The 25,670-nt window shown below is 62.3% G+C and carries 22 protein-coding genes; 17 read left to right on the forward strand and 5 right to left on the reverse strand.

Annotation, left to right across the window (positions count from 1 at the left end; all coding sequences use genetic code 11):
• Positions 1-47 precede the first annotated feature (47 nt).
• Genes EC912_RS04595 through EC912_RS04610 form a run of 4 tightly spaced genes read left to right on the forward strand, consistent with a single transcriptional unit; the run spans position 48 to position 3,557 of the window.
• Entirely contained in the window at positions 48-1,190 is a 1,143-nt protein-coding gene (locus tag EC912_RS04595) for an MlaE family ABC transporter permease (RefSeq protein ID WP_132141977.1), read from the forward strand.
• Positions 1,187-1,996 carry an ABC transporter ATP-binding protein gene (locus EC912_RS04600; RefSeq protein WP_243649155.1) on the forward strand — a complete coding sequence of 270 codons (810 nt, stop codon included), beginning with the start codon at positions 1,187-1,189 and terminating at the stop codon, positions 1,994-1,996. The genes EC912_RS04595 and EC912_RS04600 overlap by 4 nt, the downstream gene beginning before the upstream one ends.
• Positions 1,997-2,001: 5 nt before the next feature.
• Complete coding sequence (locus tag EC912_RS04605; protein ID WP_132141978.1) at positions 2,002-2,940, forward strand: MlaD family protein; 939 nt, start codon at positions 2,002-2,004, stop codon at positions 2,938-2,940.
• A complete protein-coding gene (locus EC912_RS04610) occupies positions 2,937-3,557 on the forward strand; it encodes an ABC-type transport auxiliary lipoprotein family protein (protein WP_132141979.1) in 621 nt (206 codons plus the stop codon). Before EC912_RS04605 ends, EC912_RS04610 begins: the two co-directional genes overlap by 4 nt.
• Before the next feature lie 27 nt (positions 3,558-3,584).
• Here EC912_RS04610 and EC912_RS04615 read toward each other — a convergent pair whose 3' ends face one another.
• Both EC912_RS04615 and EC912_RS04620 read right to left on the reverse strand, forming a co-directional pair.
• Positions 3,585-4,205 carry an alpha-ketoglutarate-dependent dioxygenase AlkB family protein gene (locus EC912_RS04615; protein ID WP_132141980.1) on the reverse strand — a complete coding sequence of 207 codons (621 nt, stop codon included), beginning with the start codon at positions 4,203-4,205 and terminating at the stop codon, positions 3,585-3,587.
• Positions 4,202-5,605 carry an amidase gene (locus EC912_RS04620; RefSeq protein ID WP_132141981.1) on the reverse strand — a complete coding sequence of 468 codons (1,404 nt, stop codon included), beginning with the start codon at positions 5,603-5,605 and terminating at the stop codon, positions 4,202-4,204. The genes EC912_RS04615 and EC912_RS04620 overlap by 4 nt, the downstream gene beginning before the upstream one ends.
• Positions 5,606-5,732: 127 nt before the next feature.
• Here EC912_RS04620 and EC912_RS04625 point away from each other — a divergent pair, with 127 nt between their 5' ends.
• From EC912_RS04625 to EC912_RS04640, 4 genes are read left to right on the forward strand one after another with little or no spacing between them, the layout of a single operon-like run.
• Positions 5,733-7,382: a 4Fe-4S dicluster domain-containing protein gene (locus EC912_RS04625; RefSeq protein ID WP_132141982.1), complete on the forward strand. Its 1,650-nt coding sequence runs from the start codon at positions 5,733-5,735 to the stop codon at positions 7,380-7,382.
• Complete coding sequence (locus tag EC912_RS04630) at positions 7,382-8,644, forward strand: glycosyltransferase (protein WP_132141983.1); 1,263 nt, start codon at positions 7,382-7,384, stop codon at positions 8,642-8,644. Before EC912_RS04625 ends, EC912_RS04630 begins: the two co-directional genes overlap by 1 nt.
• Complete coding sequence (locus EC912_RS04635; RefSeq protein ID WP_132141984.1) at positions 8,641-8,877, forward strand: hypothetical protein; 237 nt, start codon at positions 8,641-8,643, stop codon at positions 8,875-8,877. The genes EC912_RS04630 and EC912_RS04635 overlap by 4 nt, the downstream gene beginning before the upstream one ends.
• Before the next feature lie 14 nt (positions 8,878-8,891).
• The gene (locus tag EC912_RS04640) at positions 8,892-11,663 is read left to right on the forward strand and encodes a glycosyltransferase family 4 protein (protein ID WP_243649196.1); all 2,772 of its coding nucleotides are present in this window, start codon (positions 8,892-8,894) and stop codon (positions 11,661-11,663) included.
• Between the two features lie 18 nt (positions 11,664-11,681).
• On the opposite strand, the gene EC912_RS04645 is transcribed toward EC912_RS04640, so the two are convergent.
• From EC912_RS04645 to EC912_RS04655, 3 genes are all read right to left on the reverse strand, one after another.
• The gene (locus EC912_RS04645; RefSeq protein WP_207906767.1) at positions 11,682-13,781 is read right to left on the reverse strand and encodes a hypothetical protein; all 2,100 of its coding nucleotides are present in this window, start codon (positions 13,779-13,781) and stop codon (positions 11,682-11,684) included.
• A gap of 244 nt (positions 13,782-14,025) precedes the next feature.
• Positions 14,026-14,988, reverse strand: coding sequence for a lysylphosphatidylglycerol synthase transmembrane domain-containing protein (locus EC912_RS04650; protein ID WP_132141987.1), 963 nt, complete (start codon positions 14,986-14,988; stop codon positions 14,026-14,028).
• Positions 14,985-15,998: a glycosyltransferase family 4 protein gene (locus tag EC912_RS04655; protein ID WP_243649197.1), complete on the reverse strand. Its 1,014-nt coding sequence runs from the start codon at positions 15,996-15,998 to the stop codon at positions 14,985-14,987. The genes EC912_RS04650 and EC912_RS04655 overlap by 4 nt, the downstream gene beginning before the upstream one ends.
• 383 nt (positions 15,999-16,381) lie before the next feature.
• On the opposite strand from EC912_RS04655, the gene EC912_RS04660 reads away from it, so the two are divergent.
• The 9 genes from EC912_RS04660 (at position 16,382) to EC912_RS04700 (ending at position 25,670) form a co-directional block, all read left to right on the forward strand.
• A complete protein-coding gene (locus EC912_RS04660) occupies positions 16,382-17,326 on the forward strand; it encodes a glycosyltransferase family 2 protein (protein ID WP_132141989.1) in 945 nt (314 codons plus the stop codon).
• A 328-nt stretch (positions 17,327-17,654) separates the two neighbouring features.
• Positions 17,655-18,401, forward strand: coding sequence for an electron transfer flavoprotein subunit beta/FixA family protein (locus EC912_RS04665; RefSeq protein WP_132141990.1), 747 nt, complete (start codon positions 17,655-17,657; stop codon positions 18,399-18,401).
• A 22-nt stretch (positions 18,402-18,423) separates the two neighbouring features.
• Positions 18,424-19,368 carry an electron transfer flavoprotein subunit alpha/FixB family protein gene (locus EC912_RS04670; protein ID WP_132141991.1) on the forward strand — a complete coding sequence of 315 codons (945 nt, stop codon included), beginning with the start codon at positions 18,424-18,426 and terminating at the stop codon, positions 19,366-19,368.
• 136 nt (positions 19,369-19,504) lie between these two features.
• Positions 19,505-20,608 (forward strand): CDP-glucose 4,6-dehydratase, encoded by a 1,104-nt coding sequence (rfbG, locus tag EC912_RS04675; protein ID WP_132141992.1) that lies wholly within the window; start codon positions 19,505-19,507, stop codon positions 20,606-20,608.
• Positions 20,605-21,546 carry an NAD-dependent epimerase/dehydratase family protein gene (locus tag EC912_RS04680; protein ID WP_132141993.1) on the forward strand — a complete coding sequence of 314 codons (942 nt, stop codon included), beginning with the start codon at positions 20,605-20,607 and terminating at the stop codon, positions 21,544-21,546. The genes rfbG and EC912_RS04680 overlap by 4 nt, the downstream gene beginning before the upstream one ends.
• A complete protein-coding gene (locus EC912_RS04685) occupies positions 21,543-22,502 on the forward strand; it encodes a glycosyltransferase family 2 protein (protein WP_132141994.1) in 960 nt (319 codons plus the stop codon). The genes EC912_RS04680 and EC912_RS04685 overlap by 4 nt, the downstream gene beginning before the upstream one ends.
• 11 nt (positions 22,503-22,513) lie before the next feature.
• Positions 22,514-23,281, forward strand: a complete 768-nt coding sequence (gene rfbF / locus EC912_RS04690) for a glucose-1-phosphate cytidylyltransferase (RefSeq protein ID WP_132141995.1) — start codon at positions 22,514-22,516, stop codon at positions 23,279-23,281.
• Positions 23,278-24,339, forward strand: coding sequence for a lysylphosphatidylglycerol synthase transmembrane domain-containing protein (locus tag EC912_RS04695; protein WP_165973509.1), 1,062 nt, complete (start codon positions 23,278-23,280; stop codon positions 24,337-24,339). Before rfbF ends, EC912_RS04695 begins: the two co-directional genes overlap by 4 nt.
• Positions 24,336-25,670 (forward strand): NAD(P)/FAD-dependent oxidoreductase, encoded by a 1,335-nt coding sequence (locus tag EC912_RS04700; RefSeq protein ID WP_132141997.1) that lies wholly within the window; start codon positions 24,336-24,338, stop codon positions 25,668-25,670. Before EC912_RS04695 ends, EC912_RS04700 begins: the two co-directional genes overlap by 4 nt.

Raw genomic sequence — 25,670 nt, forward strand, 5'->3', positions numbered from 1 at the left:
CCCGGCCAAGCCATCCCGACGACCCGGACACCTGCTAGCCTTCTCCCATGACGACGACGTCCCTCCCCGGCCGAGCCAAGGTGTTCCGCGATGCGGCGGCGTCGCGGCTGGCGCTTACCGGCGACTGGACACTGCCGCATTACGTGGATCTGCAGCATTCGATCGCGGCGATCGCCCACGATGTCGATGCGTCGACGACCGTCGATGCGCGGGAGTTGGGCGCACTGGACACGTCCGGCGCGCTGGTCATCGCCGAACTGCTTGGAAGCGCCCGTACACAGGCACTGGCCCAGGACCCCACGATTCCGGTCGCGCGACGCGCACTGCTGAAAACCGTCGGCGACGCTCTGGATACTTACTGTCATGCCGCGCCACGCGAGCGACGCTCGTCGCTGTCGATCCTGCTCGAACGGATCGGCCGGGCGACCGAATCGTTCTGGAAACAGTCGCTCAAGCTGCTCGGCTTCATCGGCATGGTGCTTCAGGCTATCGCCGCGACCGTCTGGCGTCCGAAGCGCTGGCGGGTCACCGCACTGGTCTCGCATATCGAGCAGACCGGTCTCGACGCCGTCCCCATCCTTTCGTTGCTGTCCTTCATGGTCGGTGCCGTGGTGGCCTTCCTGGGCGCCACGGCACTGGCGACCTACGGCGCCAGCGTCTTCGTGATCGACCTGATCGGTTTCGCCTTCCTGCGCGAGTTCGGCGTACTCCTGACGGCTATCCTTCTGGCCGGCCGGACGGCCAGCGCGTTCACGGCGCAGATCGGCTCGATGAAGGCCCGCGAGGAAATCGACGCCATCCGCACGTTGGGCCTCGATCCCATCGAGCTGCTCGTACTGCCGCGGGTTCTGGCCCTGCTGGTCGCCCTGCCGCTGCTTACTTTCATCGCGATGGTGACGGGCATCCTGGGCGGCGCCGTCGTCTGCTTCAGCGTCCTGCACATGTCGCCCGCGATGTTTCTTTCGATGTTTCGCGACGATATGACACTGGGCCAACTCCTGGTCGGCATGGCCAAAGCCCCGGTCTTCGCGTTCCTGATAGGCGTGATCGGATGCATGGAAGGTTTCAAGGTCAGCGGCAGCGCGCAATCGGTCGGCGAACACACGACCTCCAGCGTGGTGCAGTCGCTCTTCGTCGTGATATTGATCGATGCGGCAGCGGCACTCTTCTATATGGAGATGGGCTGGTGAGCGCCTTGCCGACTCCCATACCGAAGCGCGAGACCGTGATCGAGGTGCGTGGCCTCGTGAACCGGTTCGGCAACCAGACGGTCCACGACCATCTGGACCTCGATGTCTATCGCGGCGAAATCCTTGGTGTGGTCGGCGGCTCGGGCACGGGCAAGTCGGTTCTGCTGCGCACCATTATCGGACTCGTTCGACCGGTGGCCGGCACGGTCCGCGTATTCGGCGAGAACCTGCTCGCGCTTCCACCCGAACGACGATCCATGGTCGAACGCCGCTTCGGCGTCCTGTTCCAGAGTGGCGCGCTGTTCTCGTCGTTGACGGTGTCCGAGAACGTCGCCCTTCCCCTGGTCGAACACGCGGGCATTCCGCGAGCCGATGCCGAACGCCTCGCGGGCGTGAAGCTCGCGCTGGCCGGCCTGCCGATCGACGCGGCGCGCAAGTACCCGTCGCAGCTGTCCGGCGGCATGATCAAGCGCGCGGCACTCGCGCGCGCGCTGGCGCTGGACCCCGAAATCCTTTTCCTCGACGAACCCACGGCCGGCCTCGATCCGATCAGCGCGGCGGCGTTCGACAGTCTGATCGTCACACTGCGGAACGCCCTCGGCCTTACCGTATTCCTCGTTACCCACGACCTCGATACGCTCTATACGACGTGCGATCGCGTCGCGGTGCTTTCCCAGCACCGCGTACTCGCCGCGGCGCCCATCGATGAAGTGGCGGCGACGGACGACGCCTGGGTACAGGCCTATTTTCACGGACCGCGCGGCCGCGCGGCCCTGCAATCCGCCCATCCTGAGCGGAAGGACTGACCGGAATGGAAACGCGCGCGCACCACATCCTCATCGGACTCTTCACCGTACTCGTCGTCGTCGCGGGCCTCGCCTTTGGCGTCTGGCTGGCCAAGACACGGTCGGACCAGGAGTGGAATTACTACGACGTCGTCTTCAACGAAGCGGTCACCGGCCTCTCCAAAGGAGGCGCCGTTCAGTACAACGGCATTCGTCTGGGCGACGTCACGCAGCTGCGACTCGACCCCGACGACCCGCGACGCGTCCTGGCACGCATTCGCGTATCGGGCGACACGCCACTGCGCAAGGACACCCACGCGAAGCTCGCGCTGACCGGCGTCACCGGCGTTGCGTTCATCCAGCTGAGCGGCGGCTCGCCCGGTAGTCCATTGATCGTCGGACACGATGGCGAGGTGCCGCTGATCGTGGCCGATCCGTCGCCGTTCGCGCGCCTGCTCGCCAACGGTGAAGACCTGGTCACCAATATCAATCAGGTGGCCGCGCGCGCGAACGATCTCCTGTCCAAGGACAACGTCCACCACATCGAACACATGCTCGAGCATCTGGACAAGACGACCGGCGTGATCGCCGACGAGCGCGAAGACATCCGCGACCTGATCAAGCAGCTGACCATCGCCAGCCGGCAGGCGAATGCGACCCTCGCGGAAACCCAGAAGCTGGTGCAGAACGCGAACGGTCTGGTCCAGAACCAGGGCAAACCGACGCTCGAAAGCGCCCAGCGTGCGATGGCGTCCCTCGAACACACCACCGCCAGCATCGATCGTCTTCTCAACGACAACAGCGACGCCATCAATGGCGGAGCGCAAAGCCTGGGCGACCTGGCCCCCGCATTGCGCGACCTGCGCGACACCCTCAATTCGCTGAGATCGATCACCCGGCGCCTGGACGAGAATCCGAGCGGTTACCTGTTCGGCCGAGATAAGACCAAGGAGTTCACCCCATGAAGCATGCCCGTCTCGCCGGCCTGCTCGGCCTTGCCCTGCTGTCGGGCTGCTCGATCATTCCCAAAGCGGAAACGCCACATATATATACGTTGCCCGCGAGTCCGGGCGGACGGCCCATGGCGGCACAGCAAGTCGCCTGGTCCCTGCGCGTGTCGACACCCAATGCACCGCGCGCGCTGGACAACTCGCGCATTTCCGTCGTGCCCGAGACCAACACGATCACGGTGTACGGCGGCGCACGCTGGAGCGACACCGGCCCGCACCTGCTTCGCGATCGCATCGCCGACGCCTTTCGCGACAGCGGCCGGGTCGCGGCACTCAGCACAGACGAGAACGATCTCCAGGCCGATTTCGAACTGGGCGGCAGCCTGCGCGCATTCCAGACCGAATACACGAGCGGCAAGCCAGAGGTCGTGATCCGGTACGACGCCCTGCTCGCCGATACGCATCGTCACCGCATCGTCGCCAGTCGTACGTTCGAGGCGCGGCAGCCGGTGAATGGAAAGGATGTGCCGCAGGTCGTCGCCGCATTCGGCCAGGCGGCCGATGCCATCAGCGCGCAGATCGTGGCCTGGACGTTAGAGCAGGGTGCGACACGCGGATCGGCACCGAAATGACGCCCCTCTGCTCTCTGTGGGAGCGCGTCAAGTCCGGTGAATTTTTTCCACGTACCTAAACGTCAGATTGATGCGCGGACCATGCACACGGACGCGCTTCGGCAGATCGTGCCGATAAAGCGCCTGCGTATCGCCGGCCATTCGCAGCAGGCTTCCATGAGTCAGGTCGACAGCGACCGTACGACCGCCCGTCTCGCGATCGCGAAAACGGAACGTCCGCGTTTCGCCGAGACTCACCGACGCAATCGTCGGCCGCGGCCCGAGTTCGGGCTCGTCGTCGGCGTGCCAGCCCATCGAATCGCCACCGTCGCGATACAGATTGGCCAGCACGCTATTGAAACTCACGCCACACGCTTCGCTTGCCCGATCGCGCAACGACGCGAGTACCGGCATCCATGGGTGGGGTACGAAGCGCGTCCGCGAATAGGTATAGACGGCATCGGCATCGCCGATCCATGCCGACAGACGAGGCGAATCGACCATGCGCCCGAACATCCGGATGCGATGGACCTCCCACGGCAATTCGCCGGAGAGGTGTCGCAGCAGACTATCGGCCTCCGCGACACCCAGCCATTCGGGACACATGGTGACGTCGGCACCCGGAAGATCCACGCGATACCAGCGCGCAGGTTCCGGAAACAGGCTCATCCCACGGGCTCGACCGGATACTCCGGTTCCGCGTCCAGCGACGAGGCACACACGGCCGCCAGCTCCAGCAGGCGCAGGTCCGAACCGCGCGCACCGACGAGCTGCATACCGATCGGCATGCCATTGGGCAACGTACCCATCGGGATGCTGACGGCGGGACAGCCGGCGAGGCTGGCGAAGCTGCACAGGTCGGCCTGCGAGGTGGGAACCGGCCCGTCGAGCGGGAACGCACCCTGCGATGTGGTCGGCAACACCAGGACGTCGACCTGCGCGAACAACCGGCGCATCTTCAATGTGGCGGCATCGAGCACGAGGTCGGCGGCGGCGTACTGCGCCGCGCTTTTCGTGGCGGCGAAGTCCACCATCTGGCGGAACTGGGGCGAGACCGGATAAGCCTCGTCCGCCAACTCCTCGCTGAAGGTGTTGAGCATCTCCGCTTCCATCAGGAGCAGGCCGGCGCGACGCGTCTTCGCGAAATCCCAGTCCGAGAAATCGACGGTGCGACGTTCGCCCAGTTCGCGAGGCAGTTTTTCCAGCGCTGCCTCGAAAACGTCGATGACGTCCTGTTCGACGCCGATAGCGGCCAGGTCGGGCAGAAAGCCCGCACGAAGATTGCCCGGCTCCCAATCCGGAGGCGAGAACGCCACACGGCGACGCCGCGAGCGGGCGTCGTCGGCGTCATAGCCGGCAAGCGTCTGCAGAAGCACGGTCAGGTCGTCCACGCCGCGCGCCAGCAAGCCCACCGCGTCCAGGCGCCTTGCCGCGGGCACGAGGCCCCGTGTCGATATTTCGCCATGCGTGGGCTTCAGTGCATAGACGCCGCAATAGCTCGCGGGGATACGGATCGAGCCCAGACTGTCCGAACCGATCGCCGCCGCCGCGAGACCCGAAGCCACCGCCGCTGCCGCACCGCCCGACGAGCCGCCGGCCGTATAACCCAGGCGATGCGGATTGTGCGTCGCACCATAATGTGGATTATTGGTCGCCATGCCGAGCGCGCCCTCGTCCATATTCGTCTTGCCGAGCAGGACGGCGCCCGACGCGCGAAGCCGCGCGACGGCGTGCGCATCGACCTCGGCCACCCGCGTCCGCCTGCGCATGCCGGCCCGCGTCGGCATGCCGCCCACGTCGAAGTTGTCCTTGATCGCGATGGGAATGCCGTCGAGCCGGCCGATAACGCCGTCACGGCGGCGGCGATCGGCCGCCAGCGCCTGTTCCTGGGTCAGGCTGGGACGCAGGTCGACATACGCATTGAGCTTCGGATTGAGCCGGTCGATGGCGTTCTGGTACACATCGGACAGTGCCTGGGGCTGGACCCGTCCACTGGCTAGCCAGTGAAGCATGCGCAAGAGCGTGGCGCGGCGCATTTCGATATCGGCAACAGGCGGCAATGTATTCATGAACTCTCCCTTGTCTGGGGCGATTATGGTCGGTATCCCTGAACACTTCGCAAGACCCTGCCACGAATTGCGCACGTTTCAAACGCATGATTGCCGCTGCGCGGCCGAAAACGGACAATGAGCGGTCATGCGCGGAATCTTCCGCGCGCCGCAGCCAGCCATAACGGAGCCAGCCATGAGCGAACGCGAAACCATGGAATACGACGTCATCGTCGTGGGAGCAGGCCCGGCGGGCCTGGCCTTCGCCATTCGCCTGAAGCAGGTTCAGCCGGAAACGACGGTCTGCGTGATCGAGAAAGCCTCGACCATCGGCGCACAGATTCTGTCCGGTGCGGTCATCGAACCGGAACCGCTGAATGCCCTGCTCCCCGACTGGGGCAAAAATCCGCCGCCGGTATGCGTGCCGGTGAAGAACGACGAATTCTGGATGCTGCGCGACCATGCCTCGGCCACGAAGCTGCCGACGCCGCCGCAGATGCACAACCACGGCAACTTCATCGTCAGCCTGGGCGCACTGTGCGCATGGCTGGCACCCCAGGCCGAAGCGCTGGGCGTCGATGTGTTCCCCGGCTACGCCGCCGCCGAGCCGCTGTTCGACGACGCGGGCGCGGTCGCCGGCGTACGCATCGGCGATATGGGCGTCGCGCGCGACGGCACCCACAAGCCCGGCTACACGGAAGGCATCGACATCCGCGCGAAAGTGACCGTGCTGGCCGAAGGTTGCCGCGGCCACATCAGCAAACAGCTCATCGCGAAATTCGCCCTCGACAAAGACAGCGACCCGCAGACCTACGGCATCGGCATCAAGGAACTGTGGCAACTGCCCCCGGGCCGCGCGGAAGCCGGCAAGGTCGTGCACACGCTGGGCTGGCCGCTCTCGTCGGACACCTACGGCGGCAGCTTCATCTACCACCTAGATAACGATCGTGTGGCTATCGGCTTCGTCGCCGGCCTCGATTATCCCGATCCGAACTTCTCGCCGTTCGAAGCATTCCAGCAACTGAAGCACCACCCGAAGATCAAGGAACTGCTGGACGGCGGCACTATCGTCTCCGCCGGCGCGCGAGCGATCGTCGAAGGCGGATATCAGTCGCTACCCAAAGTCGAAATGCCCGGTGCGATGCTGATCGGCGATTCGGCCGGGCTGCTGAACGTGCCGAAGATCAAGGGCACACACCAGGCCATCCGCTCCGGCATGCTCGCGGCGGAACACTTTGCCGCAACAGGCACGTCAACGGGCTGGGACGCGAAACTGCGCGCTTCCGCCGTCATGGCGGAACTGAAGAAAGTCCGCAACATCCGCCCCGGTTTCAACAAGGGTCTATGGGTAGGCCTGATCAACGGCGCATGGGAAACCGTCACGGGCGGCATGTCGCCGTGGACGCTGAAGAACCACGCCGATTGGTCGTCGCTGAAGAAACTCGGCGATTACGAAGTGCCTAAACGCGACTACGTCGATCGCACGCTCGCCCCGCGCGACCGTCTCGCCAGCGTGTATTTCGCGGCGACGGAGCATGACGAGGACCAGCCGATCCATCTGAAAGTCGCCGATACGAACATCTGTATCGAGAAGTGCACCGTGGAATACGGCAATCCGTGCCAGCGTTTCTGCCCGGCTGGCGTTTACGAAATCGTGGACGACGAGGCCGGCAAGCGTCTGCAAATCAACGCGGCGAACTGCGTGCACTGCAAGACCTGCGATATCAAGGATCCGTATCAGATCATTACCTGGGTCACGCCTGAGGGCGGGTCCGGGCCTAATTATCAGAATCTTTGATGGATATCGGCTGGAAGCTGCGTCGCCTCGGGCATCTCGTCCGCCGACTCAAAGGCAGCATCGCGATCCGCGGCTGGCATGGCACCCTGCGCCGGGCGATGCGGGATCGTGGCGTCGACGACTCGGACGTCAACGCAGACGTCGCTCTGCGTGCTCCTGCTGAAGGCAAGCGACATCGCCGGATCCTCGTCGTCGAGACGATGACTCCCGATCCGACGCGCGACTCCGGTTCGATGCGTCTATGCCATATATTCGAACTGCTCAACGCCGATGGTTGGTACATCGACTTCATCGCCGATGACGACGATGCAATGCCGCGTGACATTGCGAGGCTCGCGGCGCTCGGTGTCGAGGTACACCGCGGCAACCCCGCGCCGTGGATGCGCGAACACGGCATGGCGCTGGACGCCGTGATGCTGTGCCGATTGCCGGTAGCCGACCAGTACGTAGCGCTTACCCGTCGACTGGCACCGAAGGCACGCATCATCTTCGACACGGTCGATCTGCATTACGTCCGCGAGGACCGTGCCGCTGCGCTTACCTCCAACGCCGCGCTCGCCCGCCAGGCTATCCGCTCACGAAAGCGGGAACTGGACATGGTCGCACGGGCCGATGTAACGCTCGTCGTGAGTGGGAAAGAACGGGAAATTCTCGCCCGCGAAGCACCCCAGTCTCGAGTGGAACTGGTCAGCAACATTCACCGCGTCGCGGGCCGCTCGCAACCGTTCGCTTCGCGCAGCGGACTCCTGTTCGTCGGTGGTTTCGGGCATCCGCCGAACGAAGACGCGGTGCGCTGGTTCGCCGCCGAGGTACTGCCCTTGGTACGCGAGCGCGATACGTCGATCGTGTTTCACGTCGTCGGCGACATCGATGAATCGACACGCCACGCCATCGCGCAACCAGGCATGATCGTGCATGGTCGCGTCAACGACCTCGCCCCGGTACTCGCGCAGACCCGTGTGTCAGTGGCACCGCTGCGTTTCGGCGCGGGCGTAAAGGGCAAGGTGAACCAGGCGATGAGCCATGGCTTGCCAGTGGTGCTGACGACACTAGCCGCTGAGGGAATGTACCTGCAGGACGATATCGACGCGCTGATCGCGGACCAAGCCGGCGCCATGGCCGATGCCATCGACCGGGTCTATCACGACGAAGCGCTCTGGATGCGACTGTCCGATGGAGGGCTAGAGAACGTTCGCTCTCACTTCTCTACGGAACGCGCTCGCGAAACACTCCGTCGCGCGCTGAACGAGCCATCCGCATGAGATCCTTTTTTCGCCGCGCACCCTACGGTCTCCTTCGCTTCATCGGACGATATCCCGCACTTAAGCGTCTCATTGTCGACGCGGTCTATCGCTTTCCCGCACTCGACGCGACGCTGCGCACGGTGGCAAATCGGGCTACCCATCCGGAAGCCGCGCTCGACGTCGATGCTGCGCGCATGCCGGACGCTAGCCGTCGCGCCTACGAGCGAATGCGCGGGGGACGGCGCCCGTGAATATACTCATCGACATGCAGGGCGTGCAGACCGACAGTCGTCACCGCGGCATAGGACGCTATTGTCTCGCCGTAACCCGTGCTTTCCTGGAACTCGGGCGCGATGTCCACGATACTGGCCTGCTGTTCAACGCGGCACTGGACGGCATCGACGATGCCATGGAAGCGCTGGCGGACGTCGGTGAAAAAGTCCACCGCCGCGCCGTCGGACCGATCCGCAAAACGTCATCGGACAATCCCATCAACGACGCGCGACGCGACGCGGCCGAGCGTATCTTTACGCATGCATTGAACGCGGGGAATCCCGATGTCGTCTGGCTGAGCAGTATCGTGGAAGGTTTCGCGAACGACGCCCTCGTTCCGCATTCGACGCCAGACGCCTTCACCGTGGCCACGCTCTACGACCTGATTCCGTTACACGACTCCGCGTATCTCGGCCACTCACGGTCACGTGACTGGTACATGCAACGGCTCGAGGTCCTCAAGCGCTGCGACCTACTCCTCGCCATCTCGGAATGGGTGCGTACCGATGCCATAGCGCGACTGGGGATCGATCCCGATCGTATCGTCGCAATCGGGGCCGGTGTGGAGACGTGCTTCACCCCACTCACACCTGGCACCGATCACACGGAGTTCCTGCGCGACCGCTTCGGGATTACACGCGCGTTCGTGATGTACAACGGTGGTTTCGATAAACGAAAGAATGTCATTTCATTGATCGAGGCGTATGCGGCGCTACCCGAAAAACTGCGCGCCGAACACATCCTGGTCGTGGTCGGTCGAGTCGATCTCCTGCAGAGCGAGCGGTTCGCCGAAACGATTGCCGCGCTGCACCTGCATCCCGACGAAGTCGTCTTCACCGGATTCGTCAGTGACACCGATCTGGTTCGTCTCTATCAATCGTGCGCGCTGTTCGTCTTCCCTTCGAAGCGCGAAGGCTTCGGCCTCACCCCACTGGAAGCCATGGCGTGCGGCGCGCCGACCCTCGTCAACGACGCGACGAGCCTTCCCGAGGTAGTCGCGGACCCGGAAGCACTGTTCAACGCTGATCAGCCCGGCGCCATCACGGCACGAATCCAGGCGGTGCTGACCGATTCCGACCTCGAAGGTCGCCTGCGCCGGAGCGGCCTCTCGCGCTCATCGCACTTCAGCTGGCGCGCGGTCGCCACGCGCGCCCTGGCGGCCATCGAAACGCACGCGACCGAACCGGGGGCACGACGAAGCCGTGACGATACCCCACTGGCATTCGACCTTCCTATCTATCGGGTGGACGCTGCTAACGTCTCAGATACGCTGCCAATCCTCCGCCGGTGGCCGGGGAGCGTAATCTGGTCCGGCCCGCTCCCGACGACCGGACCTTCGCTCGCCGCCGACCGCTTCCGCCTTGGTGGCTACGCGAGACTCGACGAGCCGGGCAGCGGCAATGACTGGATCGCCCTGCTGGAGGAGGATGCCATCGGCGTGCTGCGCGGTGAAACGCTGCCGGACGATGCACTGCAAACATGGCTCAAGGACCACCAATGGAGTCATCCCCTGGCCCGTCAGCGCGCGGTGGAACAAGCCATTGCAGGACCGATCGCTGCTGCGTTGAGCGATGACGATCTAGCCTGCGTCGCGGACGCCCTGACCCGCGCCACACACGCGCGGCATGCTCGCTGGCTGGTCGACGTCACCCACATCGCTGCGAACGATCTCGGAACGGGCGTGCACCGCGTCGTGCGATCCATCTTGCGTGAGTGGCTGGTCCATCCGCCGGAAGGCATCCGAATCGAGCCCATCGCGTTCCGGGAAGGCCGGTTCCACCATGCTCACGACTACGCATGCGAGCTCATCGGGACAGATGCACCTGGCGGGCTCCCTGGCGATCTGGTTGCCATTACCGGCAACGAGGTTTACATCGGACTGGACTGGGCCATGGAAAGCCTGCCTTCCAGTGCGCCACTGCTGCGCACCTGGCGACGCGCCGGCGTGCCAATGCACTTCGTGGTCTACGATCTGTTGCCGCTGACCATGCCGGACGCGTTCCATGCGCAGTCATGCCGGAACTTTGCGAGTTGGATGGTCGCGATCGCCGGTCTCGGCGACGTCCTGCACTGCATCTCCCGAAGCACGGCTTCGGACGTCACGAAATGGCTGAGTGACAACAAGACCGGAAGAATACCGAAGGTGACCGGCTTCGAACTCGGCGCCGAACCGGGGGAGGAGCGCCGGGTAAGCGAACTCGATTCGGTCCTGAAGGAAGCGATGTCCGCCAGTCCTTCACTACTCATGGTCGGCACGGTCGAGCCGCGCAAGGGGCACGTCCAGGTACTCGACGCCCTGGAGTTGCTTTGGGAATCCGGAGTCGACGTTATCCTGATCATCGTCGGCCATCGCGGCTGGCTCGTGAAGGACTTGATCGAACGATTGCAGCAGCACCGCGAGAAAGGCAGGCGGCTGTTCTGGCTCGATGATGCCGACGACGACGTGCTGGAAGCCGTCTACCGTCAATCGACCGTCCTGGTGGCGGCCTCGCGCGGTGAAGGCTATGGCCTGCCGCTGATCGAAGCGGCGCGCCGAGGCAAACCCGTCATCGCCAGGGCGCTTCCGGTTTTCCGGGAAGTCGCCGGCGACTATCCCTCCTACTTCAACACCGATTCACCGGCGGGCCTGGCGACCCATCTTGCCCGCTGGCTCGTCGACCGCCCGCCGCCTGGCCCCCATCCGACATGGGTGACCTGGCGGCAGAGCGCGCACCTGTTGAAGCAGTCGATCATGTCGACCGGGCACGACATCGCGCCATCCTGACAACACCCCAGCCTGGATCTACTGTTGGCGAAAATCGATGCCTCGCAGAGAGGCGCCCAGCACGCGCGAATCGACGCTCATGCCCAGTGCGGCGGGCGATGTCGCGGCAGGCACGTCGACATGCAACGTGACGACACTCCGTCCTTCAGGTACCGGTACGGCTAACGTGTGCACCGCATCGTCAAGCATGGTTGCGCTGACAGGTGACGCCGATACCCCGGAGACATCCACGATGGCCAGGCTCACGGACACCGGTCGCTGAGGCGTCGCGGCGAAAGCCAGTAAGTGAAATTCAGCCGTGCATCCTCCCTGTTTGCACTCGGCAGGGACCGGGATCGTCAGGTCGGCGCTCGCTCCCGACCAGCGATTGACGGGTTCTTTGTCGTGCCAGCCATTACCCAGGACGGCGTCCGCCGCCTCGACATCATTGACGATATCCAGGGGGTAGTGCACACCCGACAGGAGCTTGGCCCTAGCCTCGCGGCGCCCCGCTTCGCTGGCGTACATCGGCTTCAGAGTAACGATGGAGAACAGGGGCTGCTCGTCCACGGACAGTAACGCGTCCTTGCGCAAGGCCTCGACGTTGCCCGCGTAGGCCGCTTTGATCTGCGCCGGGCACAGGAAGCTCCGATTGGTGTCGAACAAAGCGAGGGTCAGAGCCGAATATCCCTTGGCTTCAGCAACGCAGGGCCAAAGATGTGCCGCCCACAGGCTGTCGAAGTAAGGGATGATCACCGCGTCGACTTCATGATCAAGCAACGTCGCGCGGATAGCTGGAAGATCGCCCAAGCCGAACCTGTTCATGGCGAACTTTTGCAAGTTGGGTGGCCATCGGTCGCGCGCGATTTCGATCTGCTTGTCTCCGCCGACGTTGTAGGCAATCACTCCGAGCCTGGGGCTCAGGTAGTTGGCCATCACATCATTGCCGAAGGGCATGAAGAAGACCTTCGATCCGACGCTGATCCTCGCAGCCAACGGTGCGGCGACCTCACGATCGATCGTGGCCAGATCACGGCGGTAGTTCCGATAGTCGCGCGACATGTCGACCAGGTGCGGCATGCTCGAAACGATCAACAGCACGTACACGGCCGTCCAGACCCATCCGTGCCGGGGCCGTGCCCGCGCCGCGCCCAGGACGACGAGGCCCCACATGCCAAGCAGGAAGAGCGCTTCCCAACGGTAGGCCGCGCGCATGGCACGAAAGCCCGGAATGTGTTCGGACACGAACGCATTGCCTGTGGGCATCAAGCCGGCTTCGGCCTGCATGAAGGGACCGCTCGCTCCATCGGGCTTGACCGCTCCGATCTTGAGCGATGGCCCCAGTGACATGTACAGACCGAACAGAGCCACGACCAGGAGCAACCACGCACGACGATCGTGTTTACGAACGGCAAGGAAGCACCCGAGGCCGATGAACGACAACGGCAGTGCGAACGTCGTGATCCAGACTGATGCGTCGCCAAAAAACACGGAGTCGCTGCGAGCGCGGCTCCAGCCCAACCAATCCCACAGCCAGAACTCCCCCTGGGACGGCTTGATCAGGAAAGTAAGATCGAGCGCCCAGCCACGAAAAAAATCCAGTGGCGCAGGCGAAAAAGCCGATTGCCCCATGTATCCCGTGTAGAGCAGATAGGCACCGCCAAATCCCACCAGATACGCAGGTAACACTCCTCTCGCGATGCCCGGCCATGAGACCGGGGACGCGATGAATCGGAATGCGAGCAGGATCGCGCTTGCAACGGCAAACATCATGAACGTGTAGCCATCCATGAAGAGTGCGATGACGCAAAGAGCCACAAAGATAGCGGCGGCGCATCCCTGGCGCCGAAACGACGCCGTCGACAAATCGAACAGGGCTAGCGCCGACGACAGGTAGAGCGGAAGCAGGGCCATGCCCAGCGCGAGGGACGAATACGACTGATGTGCCCATATCATGGGCAAGGTCATCCATGCCGCTGCGGCGAGTGCCGCCATGCCGGATTTCGCTCCCAAAGCCCTGGCGAACCGATGCGCGCCGACGTAGCCGACGATAAGCCATAAGGCATCCGCCGCGGCATAGGCATCCGACGCCTGCAATCCCAGGCGGACGAACCAGCCGGCCAGCCATGCAAGCGGCAACCCTGTCGCCAGAGCTGTCGGCACCGGATACCCGAACGACCGGGCATGCAGCGAATACCAATGCTGGTCGGCAAACGCCTGCGCGTAACCCATCACGGAAGCCGCCTGACCCATCGTCGGCATACCAAAGAAAGGCACGGCGCCGTTGACGAGCAGTGTCCATAGCGCTCCGGTGGTCAGGATAAGCATCATGAATGCGGCTTTGCGGTCGAACCTGGGCATTTCGTTGGTTTCCATGTCTTTATTATTGCCTGCGAGCCAGAAGAAGCCGCCATCCCGATCCGATGAGAAATGCCAGGGCGTCGGCCAGGGTGGTGGCAAGTCGCAATGTCACGCCGAGCGCAAGAGCCGTAGCCTCTCCGAACAACGGAGAGAAAAGCAGCAGCATCACGGATTCCCTTACTCCTATCCCCGCTGGGGCACCGGGAAGAACGTAACCCGCGAGCCAGGCAAGCGCGAAGAACCCTCCCACCTCCAACAACGGCGCTTCGGCGGCCCCGAACCAATAGTGCGACTGGAGTTGCAGGACTAGTCCCATGCATAGGTAGGAGAGAACAGAGAGCAACGTCACCTGCAGTGCTGCGCGCCAACCCGGAGGCGTCATCTCGGCGTCCCCAAGCGCACGCAGCATCAGTCGGGGAAACATCCGCTTCAGCAGCAGGATGCCGATCCACGGTGCCGTCAGAAGCACGACGAAGCAGACCCCAAGACCGGCGGCGTCGAGCCATGGAGGCAATGTCGCCACGCGGTGCCCTACGAAGAGGAGCATGGAAAGCGACGAGATGCCGAGGGCCGTACCGATGCCCCAGAGTACTTCCGTCGCCATCGTCATCATGGTCACCGGGACGGCGATGCCTTCCGTCTTGGCGAGTAACACTCTGCCGACGAACTGTCCGACGTTGCCTGGAAGGTATTTGCCGAACTGCGCGACCATGTACAGGCTCTGCACACGCGCAAGCGGACGACGTATTCCCTGATCCCTCAACAACACCTGCCACACTCCGCCCGCCAGACCTATCGCACCCAGCGCAAGAAGGACCGACGCGATGGCCACCCAGACATTCGTTGCACTCCAGACGACACGTGGTATGCGGTCGACGTTTGTCAGGACACGCTGCACGAAGAAACCCGTTGCGGTCAAAGCGACAACCCACCCGATCGCACGCTTCAGCCTGCCAAGGTGTGCCCCCATCGTACTGGCCGTCATGATCCGGACCGATACGCTTCAAGCGTGCGTTCGGCAACGACACGCCACGAATATAGAGACACGATCACCTCACGCGCACCACGGATGAACGCTGTGCGACGTTCCTGAGACCAGGTACGGATCTCCTCGATCTTTTCAGCCCAACGGACGGCGTCACCGGCGGGAAGCAGGAATCCCGTCGTATGGTCGATCACTGCGTCGACAATGCCTTCGATACCGCTGGCAAGCAACACGCCGCCATCGGCAGCTGCCTCCAGCGCAGTCAAGCCGAAACCTTCCACGTCCACACCTCCCGAAGGAATGTTGGGCATGATTACTACCAGGGCACTGCTGCGAAGCGCCAACAATTCCTCGCTGGAGACGAACTCGCGATACTCGATTCTGGGAGAATCTCGAAGGACATCCAACTCATTCCGGTCCCAGCACTTGCCTACGACCACGAGACGCAGGTTTCCGGGAAGTAGTGGCATAACCTCGTTGGCGAACCATGCCGCCCCTTTGCGCTTGACCAGTCTCCCGACAAACAAGATGAATGGCTCGCCATGTCGGGGGTCGGAGAACGCACGAGGCGCAACGTCCACACCCAGGGTCACCACCGTCACGTCCGTGAATCCCGCTTCCTTGCACAGACATGCCGTGGGGCCAGAGATGGCGATGATGCGTACCGATCGACCGACCAAGCGTACGCCCAGCGCAAGGTAACGCCCATATAGCCACGGCAATATCCCGCGGCGGCGACCAAAGACCAGATCGAGTCCGTACGCCGTCATGACGATGCGTTGCGACGAGCCCTTCAGTCTTGCCACCAACGCCAGGGGCCACATCACGAGATCACCGAGGTGGATCACATCCATTCGCTTTCGCAAAAGAACCACGATCGAACCTGCCATGAAGCACAAAAGCCTAAGCAGACCCGGCGGCGCACCACTCGTCTTGCCGGGCAACGCTCTTACTTCGAGCCTGGTCCGGGTAGCCAGCTCCGAACTTAGCTTGACTGCATAGGTTTCCATGCCGCCAATGGCCGGAGGCCACTTCCGCGTTATGAACAGCACACGTTGCGGCACGTTCAACGCCAAAGTTCCGCAAGAGCATTAACCAGCGGAGGCCGGCTGCGCGACGCGTCGATGTTTTTTATCGATAGGCAGGCAGAAATCATGGCTTCATCGTATCCCAAGGAAAGGCCGCTCCTGCCTCTTCGGCATCTCGCCGGATGGTAAAGAACGGCAGCGCCATTCAATGAAACAGACGAGTCTCGGCTTCAAAACGCGAGTTGAACACAAAATCGCATCGCCGATTATCGTAGACTCGTTCAATATTGTGAATCGTGTAAACGTAAGTGGACGCTTGTGCGTTGGAGATGACCATCGGCTCCGGATCGGAGCGAGGGAGACGCATGAAGCTCATCATCCAAATCCCATGTCTCAACGAGTCGGAAACACTCGGCATCGCCCTGTCCGAGCTACCTCGACACGTCCCGGGCTTCGATGTCGTGGAGTGGCTGGTTATCGACGACGGCTCCACGGACAACACAGCTGACGTTGCTCGCTTGAATGGCGTGGACCACGTGGTCCAACACCCAGTAAATCGGGGCCTGGCGGAAGCCTTCATGACGGGGATCGACGCGTGCCTCACGCTTGGCGCGGATGTCATCGTGAATACCGACGCCGACAACCAGTATTGCGGCAGCGACATCCCGACGTTGACCTCCGCCATCGTCGCAGGCGAAGCGGAGATCGTGATTGGCGCCCGGCCGATCGACGAGACCGAACACTTCTCGTGGATCAAGAAGAAATTGCAGCATCTGGGCAGTTGGGCCGTCCGCATGGCGAGCCGCACCGATGTCGCCGATGCCCCTAGCGGATTTCGCGCCATCTCCCGCGAGGCCGCCATGCGCCTTAATGTCTTCAACGCCTATACGTACACGCTGGAGACCATCATCCAGGCGGGACAGAGCAACATGCGGGTGATCTCGGTTCCTGTCCACACCAATGAGGACCTGCGTCCATCGCGGTTGGTAAAGAGCATTCCCAGCTATGTAAAGCGCTCATTGCTGACGATCCTGCGCGTGTTCGTTATCTACCGCCCACTGGCGTTCTTCGCATCGCTCAGTGGCATCTTCATGGCCATCGGCCTGATCGCAGGCATCCGATTCCTCTATTCCTACATCGACGGCTCGGGCGAAGGCCACGTCCAATCCGTCGTCTTCAGCGCGCTATGTATCATCGTTGGCTTACTACTTCTGATGATGGGCCTGATAGGCGATCTGATCGCGACGAACCGAAAGCTGCTGGAGCGAGTCGATGTGAGGCTTCAACACATCGAGCGCGATCGTGACTGACCGAGTCTCGTCCGCCTTCGCTCCCCAGAAGTTGTAAATCGACGGAGCAGGCACCGGGCGGGGAAGTCTCATCGGAAATATTCCACTGCCGTTGACATCTCGCGGCAAAGGCCCTGATCCGCTCCGGATCGGGGCTGGCCAGACCGCCCGTTGACCGGAATCAACACCCGGAAGACATCCGTACGTCCTTACTGGCGGCCCTGACGGGGGCTCCGGGAGACTCGTGGAAAGCTACGGCCGGCTTCACGCTCCCACGCTATAATCCCCGGTCAACTCGTTAAGGCTCCGAACCCCAACGCCGGGGCGGCGCCAATCCAAGGAAACACAGATGAAGATTCTGGTCGGGTACAAGCGCGTCGTGGACTACAACGTCCGCATCCAGGTAAAGCCGGACGGCACGGGCGTCGTCACCGACGGCGTGAAGCTCTCCGCCAATCCATTCGACGATATCGCCCTCGAGGAAGCCCTGCGCCTGCGCGAGAAGGGTGTCGCCGAGGAAGTCATCGTGGTCGGCATCGGTCCGGCCGACCTGACCGCCCATCTGCGTAACGGCCTGGCTATGGGCGCCAACCGCGCCATCCACGTGCAGACAGCCGATGCCGTTTCGCCGTTGACCGCCGCACGCACCTTCCTGAAACTGATCGAGAAAGAGCAGCCGGGCCTGGTGATCCTGGGCAAGCAGGCCATCGACGACGACGCCAACCAGACCGGCCAGATGCTGGCCGGTCTGTGGGACCGTCCGCAGGCGACGTTTGCCAGCAAGGTCGAAATTGCAGGCGGCAAGGCCACCGTGACTCGTGAAGTCGATGCCGGCCTCGAAACCATCGAAGCCGACCTGCCGGCCGTGATCACCACCGACCTGCGCCTGAACGAGCCGCGCTTCATCAAGCTCCCGGACATCATGAAGGCCAAGGCCAAGCCGATCGACGTCATCGAGCTGGCCTCGCTGGGCGTCGACGCCGCCGACCACATCAAGACCACCCACTATGCCGCGCCGCCCAAGCGCAGCAAGGGCGTGATGGTCAAGGACGCCGCCGAGCTCGTCGCGGCTCTCAAGCAGAAGGGCCTGCTGTAAAGCAGCCGACCGGAGAATCGACATGTCCAAGATCCTCGTAATCGCCGAACACCTCGACGGCAAGCTCAACGGCGCCACCGCGCGAGCCGTCAGTGCTGCCTCGGCCGCCAAGCCCGAAGCCATCGACGTGATCGTGCTATCCGATGCGCCAGACTCCATCGCCGCCGAAGCCGCGCAGATCGACGGCGTCCGTAAGGTACTGACCGTCGCCCGCGCCGAGAACGCTCATGCGCTCGCGGCCGTGCTCGCACCGCAGATTGCCAGGGCCGCCGCCGGTTACACCCACGTCTTCGCGCCGTCGACCACTTTCGGCAAGGACCTCGCCCCGCGCGTTGCCGCGCTGCTCGGCGTCTCCCAGGTCAGCGACGTGATGACTGTGGAGGGATCGCACAGCTTCAAGCGCCCGATCTACGCCGGCAACGCCATCGTCACCGTGGAAGTCGACGCGGCCTCGACAGTCGTCGCCACTATCCGCACGGCCTCCTGGCCAGCGGCCGCCTCGAACGGCTCTGCACCGGTGGAGGCGCTCAGCGTCGATGCTGCCCTGCCCTCGCACACCCGATTCGTGAACCTGCAGCAGGGCAAGAGCGACCGCCCCGACTTGCAAGGCGCACCCAAGGTCGTCTCCGGCGGCCGTGGCGTCGGCTCGAAGGAGAACTTCGAAATCATCTACAAGTTTGCCGACAAGATCGGTGCAGCCGTGGGTGCCTCGCGCGCCGCCGTGGACGCCGGCTACGTGCCGAACGAAATGCAGGTCGGCCAGACCGGCAAGATCATCGCGCCGGAGCTATACATCGCCGTCGGTATTTCGGGTGCGATCCAGCACCTGACCGGCATCAAGGACGCCGGCACGATCGTCGCGATCAACAAGGACGGCGAAGCGCCGATCTTCGAGATTGCCGACATTGGTCTGGTCGGGGACCTGTTCAAGATCCTGCCTGAACTGGAAGCCGCCATCGGCCAGTGACGACCGAAGACGCCGAGGGAAGCGGGACAAGCAGGACGCTCAAGCGTCTCGCTTGTCCAGGATTTACAACGCCATTGACGCTTTCGGAACGAGACAGACATTCCGAATTCACGGCTTGACAAGGATACGTGTAACGATGCGAGCTACCGAATTTCTTGCCTTTGAAGCTGCTCTCCGTGGCAAGCGGGTGTTCGTGACCGGCCACACGGGTTTCACTGGGAGCTGGGCGTGCTCATGGCTGGCACAGATCGGCGTTGACATCTGCGGTTTCTCACTCGCCCCCGAAACGTCTCCGAGCCTGTGGGAAGAACTGGCCCTCCAGGGCAGCATGCAGTCAATCATTGGCGATATCTGTAATCGCGAGGCCCTGAACACAGCCGTCCTTGCGTTCGCCCCACAGGTGATCCTTCACCTGGCTGCGCAGCCGCTAGTCCGCCGTAGCTATCGCGAACCCTTTGAGACGTTCAATACAAACGTCATGGGCACGCTTAACGTACTCGAAGCCGCCCGTAGTGTTCCCGGTCTCGAAGCCATCGTCTGCGTGACGACGGACAAGGTCTACGAGAACAAGGAATGGCCGTGGCCCTATCGCGAGAACGATTCTCTCGGCGGGAAGGATCCGTACAGCGCATCCAAATCCGCCACTGAAATGGTGATTCAGAGTTATCAGTACGCTTTCCAGACGGCCGACGGCCATGCTCTCCCGGTCGCCACTGCGCGGGGCGGCAATATCATCGGCGGGGGAGACTGGTCGGAAGACCGACTCGTTCCTGACTTCGTGAGAGCCGTCGCGAGCGGATCGGCGCTTACCCTGCGCTATCCCGACGCAACGCGCCCCTGGCAACACGTGCTTGCCCTTGTCCAGGGCTACCTCATGCTTGCGGCGAAGCTCATGGATTCTCCCAAAGCTGCGGCTCGCAGTTGGAATCTGGGGCCCGCCGACGGGCGCGCATTGACTGTGCGCGCCGTCCTGGAGAGCCTCTCGAAAACCTGGACCCGACCGAATCTCGAGTATCTGGATAACCCCGTGAAGGAGGCCCAGCTTCTGGCGCTCGATAGCACCCTTGCGCGTGACGTGCTTGGCTGGAGCCCCGCTTGGGACGTCGAGGAGACCATCGAGCGCACCGCTGCCTGGTATCGCGACTTCTACGTGGGCGAGCACGGAGCGGCGGTGATTACAGCGGCTCAAATTTCGGCCTGGCGCGACACGCTGCTTGAACGTAAACACCACCCTGCATGACTCGCATCCTACTGACCGGCGGATCCGGATTTATCGGAAGCAGGTTCCTTGCGCATCTCGCGACCGCGAATATTGACGCGGTTTCAATCGGGCGTGGCGCGCTACGCAACGGCTATGAGACTCCCACCGACCACCGTGTCGTCTCGCAGCTTGCTGCGGAACAGGTGCGGGAGGCAGTCGGAAAAACACCTATCGACGCAGTCGTCCACCTAGCCGCAGCGGGCGTGAATCCGGGTGATCGAGATATTGGCAATCTGCGCACGATCAACGGGCTGTTGCCGGGTGAACTCGTGGAGTTGGCACACGCTTTGGGAGCTAGGGGCTTCGTCATGTCCGGGAGTAATTCGGAATATGCCCGTTTCGACGGCGACCGCATCCGGGAAGATGCTCCGCTCGAGGCAACGAAAGTGTACGGAGCGACGAAGGCCGCAGGCGCGCTCATGGCGCTCGCGACCGGCGCGGCGTTGGGGTTGCCCTGCGCAAATCTACGCCTGTTCAACGTTTACGGTCCCGGTGAAGCTCCGCATCGCCTGCTTCCGGCTCTCTGCAAGTCGCTTCTCCAAGGCAAAGACGTCCCCCTTTCCCAGGGCCATCAGGTGCGCGACTTCATCCACGTCGACGACGCTTGCTCGGCCCTCATGGCAGCCCTTTTCGGGGTGATGGACGGCACTCTTCCAACCGGCCATTACAACGTGTGTACCGGAGAGGGCACGAGCGTACGCACCTTTGCGCTGGGTGTAGCGAATGCCATGAACGCGGATCCCTCGCTCCTTCGCTTCGGCATGATACCCATGCGCCCGGATGACCAGCCCCGGGTCGTTGGTGATCCATCCGCGCTCGAGTCGCACACGGGATGGCGGCCGCGATTGTCCGTTATCGAGGGCATCGCTGAAACGCTCCCTGATTCTCATCAAGTCAAACGCGCTGGAATGCCATGACCTCACTACCGCTGATATCGATAGCTATTCCGGTTTACAACGAGGAAGGGAACATCGCAGCGCTGTATAGCCGGCTCGACACACTCTCTGCCTCGGTGGCTGACGAATGCCACCTGGAGTTCGTCTTTAGCGACAACAGCTCGACTGATGCGACATGGAGCATGCTCGAAGCCCTGGCGGCAGAAGATGAGCGCGTCAGAGCCATCCGGTTTTCGAAGAATTTCGGCTTCCAGCGCTCCATCATGGCGAACTACCTGCATACCCGCGGCGATGCAGTCCTTCAGATCGACGCCGACCTGCAGGATCCGCCCGAGCTATTGAAGGAGTTCCTTGCGCTCTGGAAGCAGGGCTATCACGTCGTGTACGGCGTGCGCAGGTCGCGCCCGGAAGGCAAGTTCATCCATTCGTTCCGAAAGCTCGGTTACTGGATCATCGACCGAATCAGCGAACATCCCATCCCACGCAATGCCGGCGATTTCCGGCTGGTCGACCGAAAAGTCATCCAGGCGCTTGAAAAGCAACGTTCGGCCGAGCCATATCTTCGCGGCCTCATCGCTGGCATGGGTTTTCGGCAAATCGGCGTAACCTATGACCGATCCGCACGCGTCGCTGGCTCGAGCAAGTTCGGCGTGGCGCAGTTGATGCGTCTGGGCCTCACCGGTGTATTCAATCACTCACTGGTACCGCTCCGCCTTGCGACTGTGGCCGGCATCGTAATCCTATCGCTGTCCGCGCTCGGCACTGTGTATTACCTGGTGCTGAAGTTGCTTTTCCCGGACTTTCCGCGAGGCCTGGCAAGCCTGCATATCCTCATCCTTTTCGGAATCGGCTTCCAGTCGTTGCTGCTTGGCATCCTGGGAGAATACTTGCTACGCATATACCGAATTCTTCGCAAAGAGCCCATCGCCATCGTCCAGGATTCGCTGAATCTGGATTCCGACGAAATCAAACTTTGAGTGGCCCAAACATGAAGGCAGTCATCCTTGCAGGCGGTCTCGGCACGCGTATCGCGGAAGAGTCCGATTACAAACCGAAGCCGATGGTCGAGGTCGGCGGTCGTCCGTTGCTCTGGCACATCATGAAGAGCTATTCGAAGCACGGGATCAAGGACTTCGTGATCTGCCTGGGCTACAAGGGCTACGTGATCAAGGAGTACTTCTTCAATTACTACCGCCACACAGCCGATCTGGAAATCAATCTCCGCACGGGTGAGGCATCGGTCCTGGATACGCAAGCCGAGGACTGGACGATCACTTTGATCGACACGGGCCAGGACACGATGACCGGCGGCCGGGTAAAGCGTGTTCGAAAATACCTCGGCGAGGAAACATTCTGCCTGACCTATGGCGACGGTCTGTCCGACATCGACATTTCCCGGGAAGTATCTTTCCATCGAGAGCACGGCAAACTGGCCACCGTTGCTGCAGTACAGCCGCCCGGCCGCTTCGGTGTCCTTAACCTGGGCAAAGACGCGAACGTGGCGAGCTTTGAAGAGAAGCCCCAAGACGAGATCGGTTGGATCAACGGCGGCTTCTTTGTCCTCGAGCCGTCGGCGCTGGACTATATCGAGGGCGACGACACATCCTTCGAGCGTGCCCCACTTGCAAACCTTGCCAAGGACGGACAGCTCATGGCATTCCAGCACCACGGCTTCTGGCAGCCGTGTGACACGCTGCGCGACAAGCGTGAACTGCAGGCGCTATGGGATGCCGGCAGCGCTCCCTGGAAGGCATGACGATGCTCGATGAGCCAGTGTCCCTCACCACGCCGACGAAAGGCAAGAACGGCATCGTTCGCCTAATCATTGGCTGTGCCCTGTCCGCCGTGTGCCTCTACTTTGTATTCCGTAACATTAGGTTCGAGGAAGTCGGGCGCGCACTCGCAACGTTCCGCTGGCCGTATCTGATCGTTGGCGTGCTTTCCCTCGCGGCTGGTTACACGGCACGTATTTTCCGCTGGAAGCTGCTACTCAAGGCATGCGGGCCGAAGGTTACGACGGCGGCATGCGCCAGTCCTTTCCTCGCTTCGATCGCGCTGAACAATGTCCTACCGTTCCGCTTGGGAGACGTTGTTCGGGCGCTGGTTTTTCCGGCTGCTCTGGGCGTAACCAAAACCGGTGCGACCGCCACTCTCGTTCTTGAGCGGCTGGTTGACCTGCTTACGTTGCTCATGTGCCTCGCGGTTGCAGCATCCTTCTTCCCGAAGGGTGCACTTCCCGCTTCGGTCGTGGATATCGTCATCGTCCTCTCAGTGATCGGTAGTGTCGCCTTGCTTGGCTTGATCCTTTTTACGGGTCTCATCGTGCGCCTGGTTCGGTGGTTCGCTACGCGAATCGAGCCGAAGGCACCGACGAAAGTGGTCGTCGTCGTGCGGGCGATCGCCGACCTCGTCGAGGCACTGCAGTCGATCTCGCGCATGCGCACGGTCTTTGCTGCGCTCGCCATATCGTTTGTGGCCTGGGCGGGTGAACTCGGCCTCTATCTGGCGCTCATGCAAGGCATCGGCATGGCGTTCTCCCTGCCCGGAGGCCTGCTGCTGATGTCGATGGCTACGATAGCGACGCTGGTACCTTCCTCGCCCGGCTATGTTGGCCCTTACCACCTCGCCGCGTTCACCGCAGCGCATTTGATGGGTGGATCGTCGACGCAGGCCATGACGCTAGCCGTCCTGTGCCATCTAGGCGTGTGGCTTCCTACGACGATCGCAGGCGCGACCGTCATGATTTTCAATCGCAACCTGTTCAATGCGGCGCGCAACCAGGCCTCACTCGAGGCACCCGGAGATAGAAAATGAACCACCCCGCCCCTGTTTATGACGCCGCCATCGTGGGTGCAGGCTTCGCCGGCCTCGTTGCCGCGTTGCGCCTCGCCCAGGCAGGCAAGAAAGTCGTCGTGCTCGAGTCGGATTCGTGCCCAGGCGGCCTCGCCGGAACCTTCGATTTCGACGATGGCGTGCGCATCGAAAAGTTTTACCATCACTGGTTCAACAACGATGCATACGTCCCGAAGCTCGTAGAAGAGCTCGGCCTGAGCGATCTCATCCTGACGCTGCCCTCTCGGACGGGCATGTATTACAACGGCCGCCTCTGGAAGCTTTCCACGCCCCTCGACGTGCTTCGCTTCAGCCCCCTGCCTTTCATCGACCGCATCCGCCTTGGCTGGTTGGTTTTTCAGGTCCGGAAGGTGAAGGATTGGAAGGAGATCGAACATCTGACCATTCGCGAGTGGCTCGAACCCCTCTGTGGAAAGAAAGTGTTCGAACTTGTCTGGGAGCCGCTCATTCGTTCGAAATTCTCGGTATTTGCCGAAGACATCAACGCGGTATGGTTCTGGAAGAAGCTCGTGCTTCGTGGCAGCACCCGCGATCCGAAGGGCGGCGAACAGCTTGCCTATTTCCGTGGCGGTTTCGGCCGGCTCGCAGAGGCAATTGCGGAGCGGATCGTGTCTCTTGGTGGCGAAATCCGCTACAACGCATCGGTTACCGGCACGATCACGGACGGCGACAGAATCCACGCGTTGCAGACGAGCGGCGATGAAGTCACGGCCAAGAGTTTCCTGTTCACACCGTCCTTCAAGATCATCGCGAAGATTCTGAAGGATGCGCCAAAGGCCTGGCTCAATTCGCTTGAGCGTGTCAACTATCTCGGCAACGTCTGCCTTGTCATGGAACTGACGCATAGCCTGTCGGATACCTACTGGATCAACGTCAATGACCCTGGCTTCCCGTTCGTTGGCGTCATCGAGCACACGAATCTCGACGACAGCTCGCACTACGCGGGACGTCATATCGTGTTCCTCTCCCGCTATCTCGCAACCTCGGACGAGACCTGGTCGATGAGCGATGACGAGTACCTCCAGTACGCGCTACCTCACCTTGAGCGGATGTTCCCCAAGTTCCGTCGGGACTGGGTGAAAGAATTCCGTATCTGGCGGGCCGACTACGCGCAGCCGGTCACTGAGCGCGGCTACTCGGAATACGTCCCGGCGGAAGAGACGCCTTATAGAAATGCCCTGATCTCGACAATGGCCCAGATCTATCCCGAAGACCGCGGAACCAACTATGCCATCCGCGAGGGCACTCGCATGGCGGAGCGCCTTTCGGATTTGTCGAAGCAGGATGCCTGA

The sequence above is a fragment of the Luteibacter rhizovicinus genome (genome assembly GCF_004342265.1).
Taxonomy (GTDB): Bacteria; Pseudomonadota; Gammaproteobacteria; order Xanthomonadales; family Rhodanobacteraceae; genus Luteibacter; species Luteibacter rhizovicinus_B.